The organism is Nonomuraea sp. NPDC003754 (assembly GCF_053605785.1).
On record NZ_JBSGJX010000009.1, the window covers coordinates 170,944 to 189,287 of the forward strand.

At 72.3% G+C, this 18,344-nt stretch carries 14 protein-coding genes; 10 read left to right on the plus strand and 4 right to left on the minus strand.

The window, feature by feature from the left end:
* Window positions 1-96 precede the first annotated feature (96 nt).
* Genes ACWEVS_RS14480 through ACWEVS_RS14495 form a run of 4 tightly spaced genes read left to right on the plus strand, consistent with a single transcriptional unit; the run spans window position 97 to window position 4,460 of the window.
* Window positions 97-1,320 carry a sensor histidine kinase gene (locus ACWEVS_RS14480; RefSeq protein ID WP_449925958.1) on the plus strand — a complete coding sequence of 408 codons (1,224 nt, stop codon included), beginning with the start codon at window positions 97-99 and terminating at the stop codon, window positions 1,318-1,320.
* Complete coding sequence (locus ACWEVS_RS14485) at window positions 1,317-1,970, plus strand: response regulator (RefSeq protein WP_449925955.1); 654 nt, start codon at window positions 1,317-1,319, stop codon at window positions 1,968-1,970. The genes ACWEVS_RS14480 and ACWEVS_RS14485 overlap by 4 nt, the downstream gene beginning before the upstream one ends.
* Window positions 1,963-3,096, plus strand: coding sequence for a sensor histidine kinase (locus ACWEVS_RS14490; RefSeq protein WP_449925952.1), 1,134 nt, complete (start codon window positions 1,963-1,965; stop codon window positions 3,094-3,096). The genes ACWEVS_RS14485 and ACWEVS_RS14490 overlap by 8 nt, the downstream gene beginning before the upstream one ends.
* Complete coding sequence (locus ACWEVS_RS14495; protein WP_452551827.1) at window positions 3,096-4,460, plus strand: phenylacetate--CoA ligase family protein; 1,365 nt, start codon at window positions 3,096-3,098, stop codon at window positions 4,458-4,460. The genes ACWEVS_RS14490 and ACWEVS_RS14495 overlap by 1 nt, the downstream gene beginning before the upstream one ends.
* Before the next feature lie 269 nt (window positions 4,461-4,729).
* On the opposite strand, the gene ACWEVS_RS14500 is transcribed toward ACWEVS_RS14495, so the two are convergent.
* The gene (locus tag ACWEVS_RS14500; RefSeq protein WP_452551829.1) at window positions 4,730-5,770 is read right to left on the minus strand and encodes a trypsin-like serine peptidase; all 1,041 of its coding nucleotides are present in this window, start codon (window positions 5,768-5,770) and stop codon (window positions 4,730-4,732) included.
* 307 nt (window positions 5,771-6,077) lie between these two features.
* On the minus strand, window positions 6,078-6,485 hold the full coding sequence (gene arfB, locus ACWEVS_RS14505; RefSeq protein ID WP_354920825.1) for an alternative ribosome rescue aminoacyl-tRNA hydrolase ArfB: 408 nt from the start codon (window positions 6,483-6,485) through the stop codon (window positions 6,078-6,080).
* 126 nt (window positions 6,486-6,611) lie between these two features.
* Here arfB and ACWEVS_RS14510 point away from each other — a divergent pair, with 126 nt between their 5' ends.
* The 5 genes from ACWEVS_RS14510 to ACWEVS_RS14530 all read left to right on the plus strand — a co-directional run bounded on the left by ACWEVS_RS14510 (window position 6,612) and on the right by ACWEVS_RS14530 (window position 14,000).
* On the plus strand, window positions 6,612-7,433 hold the full coding sequence (locus ACWEVS_RS14510; RefSeq protein WP_449925941.1) for a hypothetical protein: 822 nt from the start codon (window positions 6,612-6,614) through the stop codon (window positions 7,431-7,433).
* Window positions 7,434-7,441: 8 nt separating this feature from the next.
* A complete protein-coding gene (locus tag ACWEVS_RS14515; protein ID WP_449925938.1) occupies window positions 7,442-9,202 on the plus strand; it encodes an HSP90 family protein in 1,761 nt (586 codons plus the stop codon).
* A gap of 6 nt (window positions 9,203-9,208) precedes the next feature.
* Window positions 9,209-11,791 carry a hypothetical protein gene (locus ACWEVS_RS14520; RefSeq protein WP_452551831.1) on the plus strand — a complete coding sequence of 861 codons (2,583 nt, stop codon included), beginning with the start codon at window positions 9,209-9,211 and terminating at the stop codon, window positions 11,789-11,791.
* A 62-nt stretch (window positions 11,792-11,853) separates the two neighbouring features.
* Entirely contained in the window at window positions 11,854-13,368 is a 1,515-nt protein-coding gene (locus ACWEVS_RS14525) for an alkaline phosphatase D family protein (RefSeq protein WP_452551833.1), read from the plus strand.
* 56 nt (window positions 13,369-13,424) lie between these two features.
* Window positions 13,425-14,000 (plus strand): HAD family hydrolase, encoded by a 576-nt coding sequence (locus ACWEVS_RS14530; RefSeq protein WP_452551835.1) that lies wholly within the window; start codon window positions 13,425-13,427, stop codon window positions 13,998-14,000.
* 7 nt (window positions 14,001-14,007) lie between these two features.
* Here the strand turns inward: ACWEVS_RS14530 and ACWEVS_RS14535 are convergent, their stop codons facing one another.
* Window positions 14,008-15,633, minus strand: a complete 1,626-nt coding sequence (locus tag ACWEVS_RS14535; RefSeq protein WP_452551837.1) for an FG-GAP and VCBS repeat-containing protein — start codon at window positions 15,631-15,633, stop codon at window positions 14,008-14,010.
* A gap of 66 nt (window positions 15,634-15,699) precedes the next feature.
* Between ACWEVS_RS14535 and ACWEVS_RS14540 the strand changes: the two genes are divergently transcribed.
* Window positions 15,700-16,929 (plus strand): cytochrome P450, encoded by a 1,230-nt coding sequence (locus ACWEVS_RS14540; RefSeq protein WP_452551839.1) that lies wholly within the window; start codon window positions 15,700-15,702, stop codon window positions 16,927-16,929.
* Here ACWEVS_RS14540 and ACWEVS_RS14545 read toward each other — a convergent pair.
* Window positions 16,911-18,317 carry an MFS transporter gene (locus ACWEVS_RS14545; protein WP_354920848.1) on the minus strand — a complete coding sequence of 469 codons (1,407 nt, stop codon included), beginning with the start codon at window positions 18,315-18,317 and terminating at the stop codon, window positions 16,911-16,913. The two genes, ACWEVS_RS14540 and ACWEVS_RS14545, sit on opposite strands and share 19 nt — an antisense overlap.
* Window positions 18,318-18,344 lie beyond the last annotated feature (27 nt).

The window sequence follows — 18,344 nt, forward strand, 5'->3', positions numbered from 1 at the left end:
TTCGCTCACGGCGATCGTAATTGTGTAAGTAGCTCTTGAGGGCCATCACTCCCAGGGGTGATGCGTGCCTGGTCAGGCCGCACCTAGGCTGGGGCGGTGATCTCGGCCGTCCTCCAGCCGTTCGTGCTCGCGTTCTTCAGCGGCGAGGCCGATCCCCCGCCCGCCCGCTCGCCCCGCCTGCGCCGCCGGGTGCCGCGGGCGCTGCGGCCACTGGTGCCCTTCGACCACTACGACCTGGTGCAGCTGGCCGACCTCGTCGTGGCGGGAATGCTGTTCTGGATCACGCTCACGGAGCTCATCCCGTCCGGACGGCAGCCGATGGCGCAGGTCTACCTGACGGCCGTCGCCTTCTCGCTGCCGGTCGCGATGCGGGCGCGCTGGCCCCTGGCCGCGTGGCGGCTGGCACTGGTGCTGATCCTTCCGTCCCTGCACGTCGTCAGGCAGATCACCGACATGCAGCCGCCGTACCTCCAGCCGGCCATCGTGATGTACCTGCTGGTGCTCTACTCCCTGGCCGCCCGGTCGGACCGGCGCGTCACGGCGGTGGGCTGGCTGACCTCGGTGCTGACCGTCTGGATCGTCGACGCGAAGTCGATGGCGCTGGCCTCGGTCGCCATGACGGTGATCCTGCTGTTCGGCTACAACGTCCGGGTACGGCGCCGCGCCACCGCGAGCAGGGACGAGGCGATCGGGGAACGGTACGTCATGGCCGAGCGGGCGCGGATCGCCAGGGAACTGCACGACGTCGTCGCACACCATCTGTCGGTCATCGCGATCCAGGCGGAGGCCGTACCCATGGAGGCCCGAGGGGACGTGGCGCGCCTGGAGGCGGGCCTCGCCGAGATCCGCGGGCTGTCGCTGGAGGCGATCAAGGAGTTGCGGCAGGTCCTCGGCGTGCTGCGCGACCACGAGGGCCGCGCCGACACCACGCCGCCGCCCGCCCTCGACAGGCTCGACGACCTGGTCGGCAACGCCCGTTCGGCGGGGCTGACCGTGCGGGTGAAGCGTTCGGGCGAGCTGGAGGAGGTGCCCACGGCCATGGCCGTCTCGGCCTACAGGATCGTGCAAGAATCGCTCAGCAACGCCATGCGGCACGCGCCGGGCTCGGCCGTCGCCGTCGAGGTCGCCTGGAGCGGCGGCCTGCGGGTCCGTGTCGCCAACGGCCCCGGGCGCGGGCCGGGCGACGCGCCCGGCGCCGGTCACGGGCTGATCGGCATGCGCGAGCGGGCCACCCTGCTCGGCGGGTCGCTGGAGGCGGGTCCCACGGAAGGGGGCGGGTTCGAGGTGGAGGCCGTGCTGCCGGTGGAGTCGGGCTCATGATCAGGGTGCTGATCGCCGACGACCAGGGCATGGTCCGCACGGGTTTCACGGTCTTCCTCAGCAGCCAGCCCGACATCGAGGTGGTGGGCGAGGCGGCCAACGGCCAGGAGGCGGTCGAGCGGGTGGCCGAGCTGAAGCCCGACGTCGTGCTGATGGACGTCCGGATGCCGGTCATGGACGGCCTGGAGGCCACGCGCAGGCTCATGGCCGCCGGTGACGCCAAGGTGCTGATCCTGACCACCTTCGACCTCGACGACTACGTCTACGAGGCGTTACGGGCGGGCGCCAGCGGCTTCCTGCTGAAGGACGCCTCCGCCGCCCAGCTGGCCGAGGCCGTGCGCGTCGTGGCGGCCGGGGAGGCGCTGATCGCGCCCGCGGTCACCAAGCGGCTGATCCACGAGTTCGCGCGGCTGGGCGGGCCGCGGGCGCCGTCGGTGAAGCGGCTGGCGGAGCTGACCGAACGGGAGACCGAGGTGCTGACGCTGATCGCGCAGGGGCTGTCCAACCTCGAGATCGCCGAACGGCTCGTGGTCGCCGAGCAGACGGTGAAGACGCACGTCGGCAGGGTGCTGACCAAGCTCGACCTGCGCGACAGGGCCCAGGCGATCGTCTACGCCTACGAGACGGGGCTGGTCCGTCCCGGTGAATGACCCGAAGTGGCACCTGTCGCCGCGGATGCTGCTGCTCCTCGACGTGGTGACCGCGCTGGTGCTGTTCTGGTTCACCACCGGCGACATGATCTCCAGTAGCGGGCCGATGCGGCTCCAGCCGGGCGGCCTCGACGTGCCCACGCACGACGGGATCATCACGCTGGTGGCGGCCGTCGCCTCGGTGCCCGTCGCGCTGCGCAGGCCGGCGCCCATCCCCGCGTGGGCACTGGCGACCACCACGCTGCTGGTCAACCCCTACCCCGGCATCGGGGTCGTCTCGGTCGGCGGGCTCGCGCTGGTGCTGTGCGCCTACACGATCGCGACGCGGGTCAGAGTGGCGGGCGCCGTCGCGGTGTGGATCGGCACGACGCTGGCCGAGGTCCTGTTCCGGCCGCAGCCGTTCGGCCTGGAACTGCTGCTCCTGCCGGTGGTGCTGGTGCTCGGCCAGGTGGTCGGGGCGCGGCGCCGTACGCAGGTGGAGCTGGCGGCGCAGACCGAGCAGACCATGGCCGCGCAGGCGGTGGCCGAGGAGCGGCTGCGGATCGCGCGCGAGCTGCACGACGTGGTCGCACATCACATGTCGGCCATCGCCATCCAGTCGGAGGCGGTACGGCTGCGCGCCGGCGGCGACCCCGCCGTCCTCGACACCGGTCTCGCCGAGGTGCGGGAGATGTCGCTGGAGGCGATGTCGCAGATGCGGCAGATCGTCGGCACCTTGCGCCAGGCGCCAGCGCCCGGCCTCGACCGTCTCGACGAGCTGGTCGCGACGGTCCGCGCGGCGGGGCACCCGGTGACGGTGACCGGCGCCGCCGACGCCGCCGGCGCCGTCCCCGCGCCGGTCAGCGAGGCGGCCTACCGGATCCTCCAGGAGTCGCTGTCCAACACGATGCGGCACGCGCCCGGCGCGGCCGTGCGCGTCGACGTCGACCGGACCGGCGACGAGCTCGTGGTCGCCGTCGCCAACGAGGCGCCGCGCCGTTCCGCGCCCATGAGCGCGGGAGGGCACGGGATCACCGGCATGCGGGAGCGGGCCGACCTGCTCGGCGGGACGCTGGAGGCGCGGCCGGCCCCCGACGGCGGCTTCGAGGTGCGGGCCAGGCTGCCGCTGCGCCGTACCATCGGCTGATGGACCCGGTGGATCTCTTCCGGCGGACGGCGGCGACGGTCCCCGCCTACCGCGCCTTCCTCGCCGCGCACGACATCGACCCGGCGCGGGTCACGAGCCTGCGTGACTTCGCCAGGCTGCCCATGACCACCAAGCAGAACTACACCCGCCGCTACCCGGTGCCCGACCTGTGCCGCGGCGGCACGATCGGCGACATGATCGCCGTCTCCTCCGGATCGACCGGCACGCCGTCCTTCTGGCCCCGGTCGGCCGAGGACGAGCGGGTCATCGCCGCCAGGTTCGAGGAGATCTTCAGGGACGCGTTCGGCGCCCGCGACAAGCGCACGCTCGCCGTCGTGTGCTTCGCGCTCGGGACCTGGGTCGGCGGCCTGTTCACCCTCGCCTGCCTGCGCCACCTGGCCGGACGCGGCTACCCGATCACCTCGATCGCGCCCGGCAGCGACAAGCGCGAGATCGTCCGGGTGATCCCCGAGCTGGCCCCGCACTTCGACCAGGTCGTCCTGCTCGGCTACCCGCCCTTCCTCAAGGACGTCATCGACACCGGCGGCCTGCCGTGGCGCGACTACGCGATCAAGATGGTCACCGCGGGCGAGGTCTTCAGCGAGGAATGGCGGTCGCTGGTGGCCGAGCGCGCGGGCATGACCGACCCGACCCGCGACACCGCCTCCCTGTACGGCACCGCCGACGCGGGCGTCCTCGGCAACGAGACGCCGCTGTCGATCGAGATCCGCCGCTTCCTGGCCGCCCACCCCGGCACCGCCAGGGAGATCTTCGGCGAGTCGCGGCTGCCGACGCTCGTGCAGTACGACCCGGAGGTGCGCTTCTTCGAGGAGCACGAGGGCACGCTGCTGTTCTCCGGCGACAACGGGATCCCGCTCGTCCGCTACCACATCGCCGACGAGGGCGGGCTGCTGCCGTACGAGAGGATGCTGGGCCTGCTCGCCGGGCACGGCTTCACCCCGTCGGCCCCCGGCCCCGAGCGGCCGTTCGTCTACGTCTTCGGGCGCAGCCACTTCACCGTGTCCTACTACGGCGCGAACGTCTACCCCGAGAACATCGCCGTCGGGTTGGAGCAGCCGGAGGTGAGCGGGATGGTCAGCGGCAAGTTCGTGCTGGAGGTGGTCGAGGACGAACAGCGCGACCGGCGGCTGACGGTCACGGTCGAGCTGATGCCGGGGCTGCGGCCCGACGAGCGGACCGCGCAGGCCGTCGGAAGCTCGATCCTGGCGCAGCTGCGCAGGCTCAACAGCGAGTTCGCCGCCTACGTCCCCGGGGAGAGGCAGGCGCCGGAGATCAGGCTGCGCGAGAGCGGCGACCCCGAGTACTTCCCGCCCGGCGCCAAGCACCGCTACACGCGGGCGTGATCTCAGCGCGGCGGTTCGAAGGGGTTGACGACGGACACGCCCCATCCCCTCGAAGTCTTTGACGTTCCTGCCCACCAGCGGTCCACCCGTTCGCTCTGGCCGTCGCGGCGATCAGGCCGCCCGTGCTCGGGAGCGGGCGGATGGCGTTCAGGCGTCCCCATTCTTCGGCGGTCTCCGAGGTGATGGGAATGATGCGGTCGCCGAATACAAGATCACGTACAGCCACAGCGCCCGCCACTCGGGGCGGGCGCGGCGGGGACGGCGGCTGTCTAGGCGATGGGGCCGGCCCAGAAATTGGCGGCCTCCCGGTAGACCTCTTTCACCTCACCGTCGAAGTACGGCGAGACGCCGGTGTCGTACCGATTGTCGCCATCGGTGTCGGACACGCTGATCGTGATGCCGTTGAGATAGCCGAGACGGCTGTCGCTCCTGTAATGGGTCAGCCAGGAGGACCCGAGAGCGCCTTCACCGGTGAGCGGGGAGTCCACGCCGATGAGCCGGTCCGCGGGCAGGCCCGTGACCTTCATCGTGAACGTCGAGCCGGTCGACCATTCGAGGGTCTCGCCCGTGTAGGGCCGCCTGCCGTCGGGGTGGGGGCCGGCGGGGTAGCCGAAGACGTCGACCGTGGGCGCGAGCGGCTGGTTGAACGCGAACCCCTGGCCGCCGACGTTGTCGACCAGCCTCCCGACATTGGCCAGCACGTCCGGGGAAGGGGAGACGACGCCGTTGTACACGTTGACGAAGGCGAAGTCCCGGTCGTAGTCCCGGTAGGCGTCGAAGTCGTAGTGAGCGCTTGCCTGCTTCCCGACGTACAGGCCGAACGGGGTCGTGCCCTCGGAGTAGCCGGGGACGAAGACCCACTTGGCCAGAGGGCCGTCCGGGGCCTCGGTGTCGAACAGGCAGTGACCTGCCGTGGCGACGAGGTTCTTGAAGTTCGACTGCACAGCCGTGCCGGTGCACCAGTGCGGCTGGAGGTCGCTGCCGATGAAGAACACCTTGCCCGAGGTCGTGGGCGTCTTCCCCTTCGACGAGGGCGGCCCCTCCACCGGTGCGACGGCCCCAGGGAGGCCGTCCGGGACGACGTCCGTGGACAGGCGCTCCCCGCCGACCTCGGTCCGCACGGTGTACGGCGTGGCGTTCTTCAGGTTGGCGGCTCCGTCGGCGAGCCAGAATCTCGCGATCTGCTGAGCCGCCGTCACGTTGGCGGCCAGCGGGACCACCACCCCGCTCGCGGCCTGGGCCGGCTCGGTGACGACAGCGGAACCCAGCACGCTCAAGCCGACGCCTAACGCGATCAGCGCACGCCTCAAGGTCGATCTCCCATCGGGTCGTGGGGCGTCTTCACGCCCCTTCAGCATGGAGAGCCGGCCGATCGGCACGGCCGGCCATCACCAAGATCGTAACCTTGACTTGGAGAGTTTTAGATCACATGTTCGACACAAGCGACGGTAGCCGGGCGACCGTCACCCCGGGTGGCTGAGGTGGGAGCTGACGCGGCCCGTCCGATCGCGAAGTCCCGTCGGACGGCGTCTTGGCGCGCCCGCTGGGACGCCAGGAGCGGCGCGGTCAGGTCGACCTGGATCGACGCGCCGTGCCGGAGGGGCCGCCGGCCCAAGCTCAGATGTCGCGGCGCAGGCGCTTGACGTCGGAGCGGTGCTTCTTGGTGGCCAGGCGGCGCTCGATGGAGCCCTTACTGGGCTTCGTCGGACGGCGTCGCTTGGGCGGCGGCGCGATCGCCTCGCGGACGCGCTGGGCCAGCCGGTGGGCGGCGGCCTCGCGGTTGCGCAGCTGGGAGCGGTATTCCGACGCCACCACCGTGATCACCGGCGACGGCAGCCGTTCCAGCGCGCGGGCCTTGAGCGTGGGCGGCAGCGCCGTGCTCGCGGCCACGTCGAACAGCAGCTCCACCCTGCTGTCGGTGGTGTTGACCCCCTGACCGCCCGGGCCCGAGGAACGGGAGAAACGCCAGACGAGCTCGTCGCCGGGAATGGCGATCGAGTCGTTGACGATCAACAGGCCGGCCATCGGGACACCTCCCCTCGTGAAAGCCCCAGCAACTCGCGAGGAACCCCTGCAAACCGTATCCGGATGGCCCATACCCCGAGCAACAAGGTTTTTCCGGTCATCCATCCGCAAGCCCGCCATGGCACCATGTCCCGCACAACGTGGGGAGTGATCATGGCGGTGATCGTCGGTGTGCACGGCATCGGCAAGTACAACTACTACCTCCAGGCCGGCCGGTCGGTGGAAGGCGCGGCCGAGGCGATGCGGGCGAAGTGGAACCGCTATCTCGGCGCCGGACCGGCCGGTTTCGCGGAGGTGGCCTACTACGCCCACCATCTCAACGACCAGGGCAAGGCCAAGCGGGTCGAGACGATGGGCGCCCGGGAGCAGCAGGTCTTCGTCGACTGGGCCAAGCAGTCGGGTGTGGGCGAGACCTTCACGGGCGCGCTGAAGGCGTTCACGGGATGGTTGCTGAACCGGCTGGACACCAGGGCCGCGGCCTTCGCCGCCCTGTTCTGCCCCGAGGTGGCCGCCTATCTCACCGATGAGATACGGCGCGAGCGGTGCCAGGACGCGGTGGCCGAGGTGCTCAGGCGGCACGCGCCCCGGGTCGTGGTCGCCCATTCGCTCGGCAGCGTCGTCGCCTACGAGACCCTGCACGCCCATCCGGACATCGAGGTGGACCTGCTGGTCACCCTGGGCAGCCCGCTCGGCATGCGCAACGTGGTGTTCGAGCGGCTGCTGCCGGCTCCGGTGGCCGGCCTGGGCGAGCGGCCGAAGGGGGTGCGGCGCTGGGTCAACATCGCCGACAAGGACGACATCGCGGCCATCCCGCCCGCCCTGCGTGACTGCTTCACCGGGGTGGACGTCGAGGCGCTGGTGAATCTGGACTGGCTGGACTTCCACACCGCGGAGAAATACCTCGGCTGTGCCGCGTTACATGAGCATCTGCGGCCATACCTGGCATAGTGTCGGGCGTGGAAAATGCCTTTCAGGTGGATTTGCGGGGTGTCGTCGATCTACTGAGCCGTCACCTGTACTCCAGTCCGCGGGTCTACGTGCGCGAACTGCTGCAGAACGCGGCCGACGCCATCACCGCCCGCGGGGAAGGCGGGGGCCGGGTCGCGATCGAGGTCGCCGAGGGGCAGGTGCGCGTCCACGACGACGGCGTCGGCCTGACCGAGGACGAGGTGCACACCCTGCTGGCCACCATCGGCCGCTCGTCCAAGCGCGACGAGCTGGGGTTCGCCAGGCACGAGTTCCTCGGGCAGTTCGGCATCGGGCTGCTGTCGGGCTTCCTGGTGGCCGACGAGATCCACGTCGAGACCAGGTCGGTGACCGGCACACCCACCGTGAGCTGGACCGGCAGGTCCGACGGCACCTACCGGGTGGCGCCGGCGACCGCCGAGCGGGCCGCGCCCGGCACCACGGTCACCCTGCGGGCCCGCAGGGACGCCGCCGAATGGGTCGACGCCCGCACCGTCACCGAGCTGGCCGCCCTGTACGGCTCGCTGCTGCCGATCACCGTCACGGTCGACGGCGTCGTGACGACCACCGACCCGCCGTGGCTGGCCCGGTACGACAGCCCTGACGCGCGCCGGGCCGCGCTGCTGGAGTACGGCAGGCAGCTGTTCGGTTTCACCCCCTTTGACGTCGTCGACCTGGACGTCCCCGAGGCGGCGCTGACCGGTGTCGCGTTCGTGCTGCCCAGCCCCGCCAACCCGACCGCCCGCGCCGGCCACCGGGTCTACCTCAAGCGCATGCTGCTCACCGAGCGCGCCGAGGGTGTGCTGCCCGACTGGGCGTTCTTCGCCCGCTGCGTCGTGGACGCGGGAGAGCTGCGCCCCACCGCCAGCCGCGAGGCCCTCTACGAGGACGACCTCCTGGAGCACACCCGCGAGCAGCTCGGCCGCCAGCTGCGCGAATGGCTCGTCCGGCTGGCCGAGACCGACCCGGCCCGGCTGCGCGCCTTCCTGCGCCTGCACCACCTGGGCGTCAAGGCCCTGGCCCTGCACGACGACGACATGCTGCGCCTGGTCGACAGGTGGCTGGAGTTCGAGACCAGCGACGGCCCGATGACGCTCGCCCAGTTCAGGACCCGCCATCCGCAGGGCCGTTTCACCGCGAGCGTCGACGAGTTCCGCCAGCTGTCGGCCGTGTCGGGCGCCCAGGGCGTCGGCCTGATCAACGGCGGTTACGTCTACGACAGCGACATCCTGCGGCGCCTGCCGAGGATCGACCCGGACGCCCGTCTCGACCGCCTCGACCCGGGCGAGCTGGCCACCCACCTCGGCCCCGTCGACCCCGGCGCGGACCTGGCCGCCAGGCCGTTCGTCGCCGCGGCCGCCCGGGTCCTCGACCCTCTCGGCTGCGAGCTGGTGCTGCGCGACTTCGACCCGGCCTCGCTGCCCGCCCTCTACCTGACCAGCCGCGCCGCCGAGCATCAGGCCGAGCTGCGCGAGGCACGGCAGGCCGCCGACGACCTGTGGGCCGACGTGCTCGGCGCCATGGAGCGGACCGTCGCCGCCGACCGCCCCCGCCTGGTGCTCAACCACCGCAACCCGCTCGTGCGCCGCGTGGTGCTGCTCAAGGACCTGTCGCTGGCCGCCACCGCGGTGGAGGCGCTGTACGGCATGGCGCTGCTGCACGGACACCACCCGCTGCGCGCGGCCGACACCGCCGCGCTGAACCGCTCGTTCCTCGGCCTGCTCGACTGGGCCGTGCTGGGCAAGGAGTGAGTACCGATGGCCGACGTTGAGGAGATGCTGGACCAGGCCAGGCAGATGCCGTACGGCGAGGCCAGGTCCGTCCTGCTCGAACAGGCGCTCAAGGCCTGCGCGCACGACCCGGAGCTGGCCTTCGAGGTGCGGCTGGAGCTGACCGAGGCCTACCAGTACGGCGCCGAGCCGGCCAAGTCGTTCGCCACCTTCTCCCGATCCGTCGCCGAGTACGACGCCGATCCCGGGCGCTGGTCGGCCTGGCACACCTACAGCCTGCTGTGGCAGTACAAGTGGATCGTCAGCGACATGCGCCGTTTCCCTGAGATCCCGCTGCAGCGCGCCTACGACGCGCTGGCGGAGATGGAGCGGCGCTACGCCGCGGCGGGCTACGGCCCGCACGCCGTCCACACCCAGCGCACCTATGTCGCCGAGCACATCGGCGACAGGGCCGCGGCCGAGGAGTGGTTCCACCGGTGGCAGACCACGCCGCGCGACGACATGTCCGACTGCGAGGGCTGCGACCCCAGCGGCAAGGTGTGGTACCTGGCGTGGATGGGACGCGACGAGGAGGCCATCGAGCTGGCCGCGCCCGTCGTCGCGGGGCACCTGACCTGCCACGTCCAGCCGCAGGGCATTCTCGGCAACCTGCTGCTGCCGTACGTGCGGACCGGGCGGCTGGAGCAGGCCGCCGCCGCGCACCTGCGCGCCTACCGGATCGTCCAGGGCGACGCCAACTACGTCGACGACTTCGGCGACCACCTGGAGTTCTGCGCCCTCACCGGCAACGAGACCCGCGGCCTGGAGATCCTGCAGCGCGAGCTGCCGCTGCTGGACCGCTCCCCCACACCGAGCGACCACATGTACTTCGCCGGGTGCGCCGCGCTGCTGCTGCGCCGCCTGGAGGAGCTGGGCCACGGCGGGCTGACCGTACGCAGGAACGGCGCGGACGTGCCCGTCGGCCGCCTGCGTGAGGAGCTGGAGACGACCGCCAGGGACCTGGCCGCCCGATTCGACGCCCGCAACGGCACCGGCGAGCAGACCCGCAGGCTGGAGGCGAGACTGGCGGCCGAGCCGCTGGTCGAGCACCTGCCGCTGACGCCGCACGCGCGCAGGGTCACGATCCCGTCCGCAGCGCCCGCCCGGCCGCCCGCCGGCGCGGGTCCCGACGAACTGCTCGACCTGGCCGAGGACGCGTGGCGGCGCAGCGACCACGACGCGGCCCTGGCCGCGTGGGAGCGTTACGACGAGGTCGGCGGCCCGGCCGGCGGGCGGCGCACCGACGGGCTCGGCTTGGCCGCGCTCATGGCCGGCGACGTGGAGCGGGCGCGGGAGCTGTGGGTCCGCGCCGCCGAGCTCCACGCCCAGGCCGGCGACGAGGCGCGCAGGCAGGTCGCGCTCGGCAGGCTCGGGCTGCTCACGCAGGACGGGTTGCCGCTGGTGGAGGAGTCGTACCGGTGGCTGTCGGCCCACGGCGACGAGCGGCAGCGGGCGGGCGCGCGGTCACGGCTGGCCCAGGCGTACGCGGGCGCCGGCCGGGCCGGCGAGGCGATCACGCTGCTGGAAGGGGCGCGGGAGGGCGGGCTGCTGGCGCTGCTGGCCCACCTCCACGCCGACGACGGCGACCCCGGGCGTGCGGCCGAGGCGGCGCGAACGGCACGCCAGGCGCTGCGGGCCGAGGGCGACGTGCTCACCCTGGCCAGGACGGCGCTGTTCCACGGCCGGCTCATCCGGCGGCACGGCGGCGACCTGGAGGAGCTTCTCGGCGCCTTCGGCGAGGCGCTGGCCGTGGCGCCGCGCACGGAGGCGGGGCTGCGCGCGTTCGCGCACGCCTCCAGGGGCGAGGTGCTGGTCATGGTGGACCGCGCCGCGGAGGCGGTCGAGGACCTGATCGAGGCCGTGGCCCTGTTCACCGCGCTCGGCGACGCCCACGCCGCCGCCCTCGCCAGGGTCGACCTGGCCGCCGCCTACCTGGCGACCGACCGGCCCATGGAGGCGGCGATCGCGGCCGAGGAGGCCCTGGCCGTACTCGACGCCGGCGACCCGGCCCCCAACCGCACGGACGACGGCGGCACGGACGGCGGGGACGCCCACGATCTCGACAACATCACCGGCCTCAGGTGGACGCGGGCCAACGCCCTGCGCCTGATGGGCGAGCAGGAGGCGGCGCTGGCCGACTTCACCGCCCTCGTCGCGATGTACGCGCATCCGCTGCAGTCGGCCAGGGCGGCGGAGTCCGCGGCGGGCATCCTCGACGAGCTGGACCGCGACGAGGAGGCCGCCGAGAGCTTCGCCGTCGCGGCCGACCGCTACCGGGCCGCGGGCGAGACCGACGACCAGGCCAGGACGACCCGCCGCCACGCCATGTCGCTGCACTGGTCGGGCCGGAGCGCGGACGCCGCCGAGGCGCTGGCCGAGGCGCGGTCCCTGACCGGGGACCCGTTCCAGCTGGCCGCCCTCACCTACGACGAGGCCCGCGTCCTGAACGCCCTCGGCAGGCGGGAGGAGGCGCTGCGGCGCGCCCGCGAGGCGGTCGGCCGCTTCACCGAGCTCGGCGACGAGCGCGCGACCGACATGGCGAACGAGCTGCTCACCTGGCTGGAGGAGTGATGTTCACCTCCGCTTGACTCGGCTGTCATGACCGGGTCAGCGGAGGAGGACATACCTGGGGCGTGGAACGCAGAACCTTCCTCGCCGCCACTGCCGCCTCCTTCCTCCTTCCGCCCTCGCAGCCTTTCCTGCCGCCCTCGCGGGCCCTCGCGGGTGACCCGTTCACGCTCGGCGTCGCCTCGGGAGACCCCACCACCGACGGTTTCGTGCTGTGGACCAGGCTCGCGCTCGACCCGCTGAGCGGGGACGGGCGCGGCGGCATGCCCTCGCGCTCCTTCGACGTCGACTGGCAGATCTCCGCCGACGAGCGCTTCTCCAGGATCGTCCGGTCCGGTACGGCGAGCGCCACGCCCGACACCGCGCACAGCGTCCACGTCGAGGCGCAGGGGCTGGAGCCGGGACGGGAGTACTTCTACCGGTTCAGGACCGAGGGCAGGCTGTCGCGGGCCGGCCGTACCAGGACGACGCCGCAGGGCGCCCAGCCGCTCAACTTCGTGGTGGCCGCCTGCGCCCACTACGAGCACGGCTACTACACCGCCTACCGCCGTCTGGCCGAGCAGGAGCCCGACCTGGTCGTGCACCTGGGCGACTACATGTACGAGTACGGCCCGAGCGGATACACCGCGCCGGCCGGAAGGGTCCGCACCCACACCCCCGGCAAGTGCGAGACCCTGGCCGACTACCGGCTGCGCCACGCGCAGTACAAGAGCGACCGTGACCTGCAGAAGGCGCACGCCGTCGCGCCGTGGCTGGTGGCCTTCGACGACCACGAGGTGGAGAACAACTGGGCGGGGCCCGTCTCCAGCACCGGCGCCCCCGACTTCGCCCGGCGCAGGACGATGGCCTTCCGCGCCTACTACGAGAACATGCCGCTGCGCCGCGCCAGCGTCCAGGGCGCGGTCCTGCGGGTCAACCGGCGGGTCTCATGGGGCACGCTGGCCCGCTTCCATCTGCTCGACACCCGCCAGTTCAGGGACGACCAGGCCTGCCTCGACGGCGTGCGCGCCTCCTGCGACGAGCGCCTGTCGGCGGGCCGTACCCTCCTGGGCGACGCGCAGCGGCGCTGGCTGGCGGAGGGGCTGCGCACGTCGCCCACCCGGTGGAACCTGCTCGGCCAGCAGATCATCATGGCGCAGCGCGACTACAAGGTCGGGCCGGGCCGCGAGGTCAACCTGGACTCCTGGGACGGCTACGCGCCCGAGCGCGACCGCCTGCTCGGGTGGATGCGGGAGAGCGCCAACCCGGTGGTGCTGACCGGCGACGCCCACATGCACCACGCGGCCGAGCTCAAGCTCGACTTCGACGACCCCTCCTCGCCCGTGGTCGCCCGCGAACTGGTGACCTCCTCCGTCGCCAGCGACGGCGACGGCTACCGCGACAAGGCGTGGATCGCCGAGGCGCTGGCCGAGAACCCGCACATCTCCTACATCGACCAGCGGCGCGGCTACATCGCCGCCAGGCTCACCGCGTCGGAGCTGTCGGTCGACTTCAGGACCCTCGACTACATCTCCCGCAAGGGCGCCCCCGCCAGGACCGCCAGGTCGCTCACCATCCCCGCCGCCCCGCCCGGCCGCTGACCCGCCCCGGCGGCGCCCGCCCACGCGTGATCGATCGGTGGGTTAGCGTCTTCGTCATGACCTGGGTGCTCTTCGACTACGGAAACGTCCTGTCCCTCCCCCAGCCGCAGGCGGACGTCGCCGCCATGGCGAGCGCCGCGGGCGCCGACCTGGAGTCCTTCGAGCGCGGCTACTGGGCGCACCGCCTGGACTTCGACCGGGGCACGCTGACCCCGCGCGCCTTCTGGTCCCTCGCGCTCGGCCGCGACGTCGGCGACGAGGAGCTGGCCACCCTCGTCGGGCTGGACGTCGCCAGCTGGTCGTACCCCAACCCCGGCACCGTGGCCGTCATGGAACGGCTGCCGCGCGTCGCGCTGCTGTCCAACGCCCCCGAATGCGTCGCCGAGGGGATCGACGGCCTGCCCTGGCTGGCCGGCATCGGGCCACGCTTCTACAGCGCCAGGATGGGCCTGGTCAAGCCCGACCCGGAGATCTATCTCGCCGTGCTCGACGGGCTGGGCGCCCGCCCGCACGAGGTGACGTTCGTCGACGACCGGCTGGAGAACGTCGAGGCCGCCGCGCGGCTCGGCATCACCGGCGTCCACTTCAGGGGGCCCGGCGACCTGGCGGCCCTGCCACGACAGGGGGGATGAGCCCCGGTCAGCCGAAGGCGTAGCCGAACAGGCCGTCGCCGCTGGCCAGCGTGCGCGCCCGGCTCGGCCGCAGCCCGTGGTAGGGCCCGGGACGGCGGGAGCCCGGCACGTAGGTCACCACGCCCGTGCCGGGCGCCGCCACCACCAGCCCGTCGACGCCGCCGCTCGTGACGCCGCGTCCCTTGACGCTGCGCCCCTTGATGCTGTGTCCCTTGACGCTGCGTCCCTTCACGGTGAGACCCCTGACGCCGCCGGTGGCCGCCGACAGCGTGCGGTAGCGCCCGCCGACGGCGAGCGTGGACAGGGACGCGCCGAAATCGCGGCCCCTGCCCTTGATCAGCACGTCGCCGTGCCTGGCCAGGCCGCCCTTCCTGGCTCCGGCCAGGACCTGCACGGACTTCTCCCCCGGCACGCCGACCGCCAGCTCGGCGTCGCCGTCGCCGTTGAAGTCGCCCGCCGCCAGCGCCGCGCCGAACCTGTCGTAGTACCGCGGCGTCCCCTTCAGCAGGCGCTGCGTCCACGCCTCCCAGCGGCCGGTGCCGTAGCGGACGTGGACCATGCCGTCGCCGTAGTCCATGGCCCGCTGGTTGGCGCTCAGGCCCTCGCCCGGCACGCCGATCGCCAGGTCGTCGCGTCCGTCGGCGTCGAAGTCGGCGGCGGCCAGCGCGGCGCCGAAGGCGTCCCACTTCTCCGCGGCGCCCTTCACGCCGGGTGAGGACTGGGTGTACTGCACGGCACGGCGGTCGCGCGGGTCGACGACCGTCACCGAGCCCTGGCCGTCGAGGCGGACCGTGTCGGCGGGGGCGCCGATCGCGATCTCGTCCTTGCCGTCGCCGTCGAAGTCGCCGGTGGTCAGCGCGGCGCCGAACTGGTCGGTGACCAGGCCCGTCTGGCGCAGGCCGCGCTGCGTGATCCGGTACCGCGCGCGGTCCTTGAAGCCGTGGACGACGACCGTGCCGCCGGCGCCCATCGCGGGCGCGCCGATGACCAGCTCGTCGGCCCGGTCGCCGTCGAGGTCGCCGGCCGCCAGCGCCGCGCCGTACCGGTCGGAGCCGGGCCGCGAGGACGACAGCTGCCTGCCCGGGACCAGCCCGCGCGGCGAGCCGTGGAAGAGCTGGACGGCGCCGTGGCCGTCGGAGCCGGGGACCGGCGTGCCGAAGAACTCCTCCGACACGCCGACCGCGAGATCGGCGCAGCCGTCGCCGTCGAAGTCGCCGACGGCGAGCGCCGATCCGAAGGAGTCGCCGTTCTCCGGGTCGCCCGGCACGCCGGGGGTGGCCTGGGAGAGCCTGGCCTGCTGCCCGGAGCCGTACATGATCGTGACCGAGCCCGCGCGGGCGTGGCCCGCCACGCTCTCGTACGGCGCCGCGACGGCGAGGTCGGGCAGGCCGTCGCCGTCGAAGTCCGACGGGCGCCCGCCGCAGGAGCCCGCGGGGGCGGCGGCAGGCGCGGGGGCGGTCGCGGCGACAGCCGCGGGGATCACCGCAGGGGCGGTCGCGGTGGCGATCGTCGCCGGGGCGATCGTCGCGGTGGCGATCGTCGCGGTGGCGATCGTCGCGGTGGCGGTGCTCGCGGGAAGGAAGGGAGCGCTGAGGCAGGCGGCGGCGAGCAGGGCGGTGCGCGAGACGTTCATGCCCGGATGGTCCCCAGGCCCGCCGAACCCGGCCTTAACACCTCGGGAACGTGCCAGGATAGACGGGTGGACATCGACCTCGCGGACCTGGATTTCTGGCGCAAGCCACTCAAGGAACGGCAGGAGGCGTTCGCCAGGCTCCGGCAGCTGGAGCACCCGGTCTTCTTCCCGGAGAAGAAGGTCCCGCTGCTACGGTCGGGCACCGGTTTCTACGCCCTGGTCAGGCATGCCGACGTCGTCGAGGCCAGCCGTAACGCGAAGATCTTCTCCAGCGAGCCCGCGGTCACCAATCCCGAGCCGCCCGGCTGGGTCAAGCATGTGTTCGGCGAGTCGATGGTCAACATGGACGACCCCCGGCACGCCAGGCTCCGGCGCATCGTCTCGCGCGCCTTCAGTCCCAAGATGCTGCAGAACCTGCAGGCCGACATCGAGAAGGCGTGCCGGCGGATCGTCGACGACGTGATCGCCGCCGGGCCCCGCGACTTCGTCTCGCAGGTCGCCGCCCGCCTGCCCATCCACGTCATCTGCGACATGATGGGCATTCCCGAGGAATACCGGGCGAAGGTCCACGAGCACGTCGACGCCTCGACCGCCTACAGCGGCGTGCGGCCGAGCGTGCTGCAGAGCGCCCGCCTGGCCGGCAAGAACGTGGTCGCGCTGCTGGCCCTGCAGCGCATGGTCATCCAGCTCGGCCACCAGCGCGTCGCCGACCCCGGCACCGACCTGGTCTCGGCCCTGGTCACGGCCAACCCCGACGGCGAGAAGCTCACCGACAAGGAGCTCGGCTCGTTCTTCGCGCTGCTGCTGGTGGCCGGCAACGAGACGGCGCGCAACACGATGGCCCACGGCATCAAGCTGCTGACCGACCACCCCGACCAGCGCGAGCTGCTGATGAGCGACTTCGACGGGCACATCAACGGGGCGATCGAGGAGATGGTCAGGCACGTCTCGCCGATCATCCAGTTCCGCAGGACCGTCACCGACGACTACTCCTTGCGCGGCCTGCGGCTCAGGAAGGGCGACCGGGTGGTTCTGTTCTACGGCTCGGCCAACCGCGACGAGGACGTCTTCCCCGACCCTGACGCCTTCGACATCACCCGCGACACCAAGCCGCACGTCGGTTTCGGCGGCCCGGGGCCGCACTTCTGCCTCGGGGCCAACCTGGCCAGGCAGGAGATGCGGACGATGTTCCGCGAGCTGCTGACCAGGTTGCCCGGCGTCAGGTCGGTGGGCGAGCCGGAGCTGCTGGTGTCCAACTTCGACAACAGCGTGCGCAGTCAGTCCTTCACGTTCTGAGAGCGCTGACGGCTGTCCGGCGCCAGCACGTTCGTCCTGATCGTGACGAAGGTGATCAGCGCGGCGACGGCCATCATGCCGGCGCTGATCAGCATCGCCCTAGTGAATCCCGCGGCGTACATCCGGGGATCACTGACCGCGTCGCCCGTCAGGCCGACGAGCGGCGGGATCGCCGCCACCGCCAGCAGGCTGCCGGTCCTGGCGACGGCGTTGTTGATGCCGCTCGCCGTACCGGCGTAGCGGTCGTCGGCCGTGGCCAGCACGGTCGCGGTCAGCGGCGCCACCGCCGCCGACAGGCCGAGGCCGAAGACCGAGACGGCCGGCAGGACGTGCAGCCAGTAGCTGGAGCCCTTGTCGATCGTGCTCATCAGCAGGAACCCGGCACCCGCCACGAGGATGCCCACCGTCATCGGCAGCCGCGGGCCGTACCTCTTGGCCGTCTCGCCGGCCCGCGCCGACAGCAGCAGCATGAGGATCGTCACCGGCAGCAGCGCCGAACCGGCGGCGACGGCGTCGAAGCCCGCGACCGTCATCAGCTGCAGGGTGAGCAGGAAGAAGACCACGCCCATCGCGGCGTACATGATCAGCGTGACCACGTTCACCGCGCTGAAGACGGCGTTCCTGAACAGGCCCACCGGCACCAGCGCGTCGGGCGAGCGGCGGATCTCCAGCACCACGAAGGCGATCCCGGCCACCAGGCCGCCGATCAGCGGCAGCACCTGGCCCTCCTCGGTCAGCCCGTAGGTGATGCCGGCCAGGGCCAGCGCGGCCAGGACCGAGCCGAGGACGTCGAACCTGCCGGCGGCCTGCTCGTCCTTCGTCTCCGGCACGTGCTTGATCGTCATGACGACCACCAGCACGGCGAACGGCAGGTTGACCAGGAACGCCCAGCGCCAGCCCGCGTGCTCCACCAGCCAGCCGCCCACCAGCGGGCCGATCGCGGCCGCCACGCCGGTCATGCCCGACCACGCGCCCACCGCCCGCGGCCGGTCGCCCGGGGCGAAGTTCGACTGGATGATGGCCAGCGAGCCCGGCGTCAGCAGCGCGCCGCCGATGCCTTGCAGGGCGCGGGCCAGGACCAGCAGTTCGATGTTGGGCGCGAGCCCGCACAACGCGGAGGCCAGCGCGAACCAGACGGTGCCGATGAGGAAGATCTTGCGGCGGCCGTAGCGGTCACCGAGCGAGCCGCCGAGCAGGATCAGGGCCGCCAGGGTGAGGGTGTAGGCGTTGACCGTCCACTGGAGGCCGGCCATGTCGGCGTTCAGCTCGGCGCGCAGCGCCGGTAGGGCGACGTTGACGATCGTGCTGTCGAGGAGGGCCAGGCCGGAACCGAGCACGGTCGCCGCCAGGATCCACCTCCCCCGTGCGGATTTGAGCTGGACGTCCATGACAGCAATCTTGTCGTAGGGCTCTGG

Bases quoted from the DNA above. Each gene is read 5' to 3' on its own strand.
- ACWEVS_RS14510 (WP_449925941.1), top strand. From the start codon at position 6,612: ATGTCCCGCACAACGTGGGGAGTGATCATGGCGGTGATCGTCGGTGTG.
- ACWEVS_RS14485 (WP_449925955.1), top strand. From the start codon at position 1,317: ATGATCAGGGTGCTGATCGCCGACGACCAGGGCATGGTCCGCACGGGT.
- ACWEVS_RS14495 (WP_452551827.1), top strand. From the start codon at position 3,096: ATGGACCCGGTGGATCTCTTCCGGCGGACGGCGGCGACGGTCCCCGCC.
- ACWEVS_RS14535 (WP_452551837.1), bottom strand. From the start codon at position 15,633: ATGAACGTCTCGCGCACCGCCCTGCTCGCCGCCGCCTGCCTCAGCGCT.
- ACWEVS_RS14545 (WP_354920848.1), bottom strand. From the start codon at position 18,317: ATGGACGTCCAGCTCAAATCCGCACGGGGGAGGTGGATCCTGGCGGCG.
- ACWEVS_RS14530 (WP_452551835.1), top strand. From the start codon at position 13,425: ATGACCTGGGTGCTCTTCGACTACGGAAACGTCCTGTCCCTCCCCCAG.
- ACWEVS_RS14520 (WP_452551831.1), top strand. From the start codon at position 9,209: ATGGCCGACGTTGAGGAGATGCTGGACCAGGCCAGGCAGATGCCGTAC.
- arfB (WP_354920825.1), bottom strand. From the start codon at position 6,485: ATGGCCGGCCTGTTGATCGTCAACGACTCGATCGCCATTCCCGGCGAC.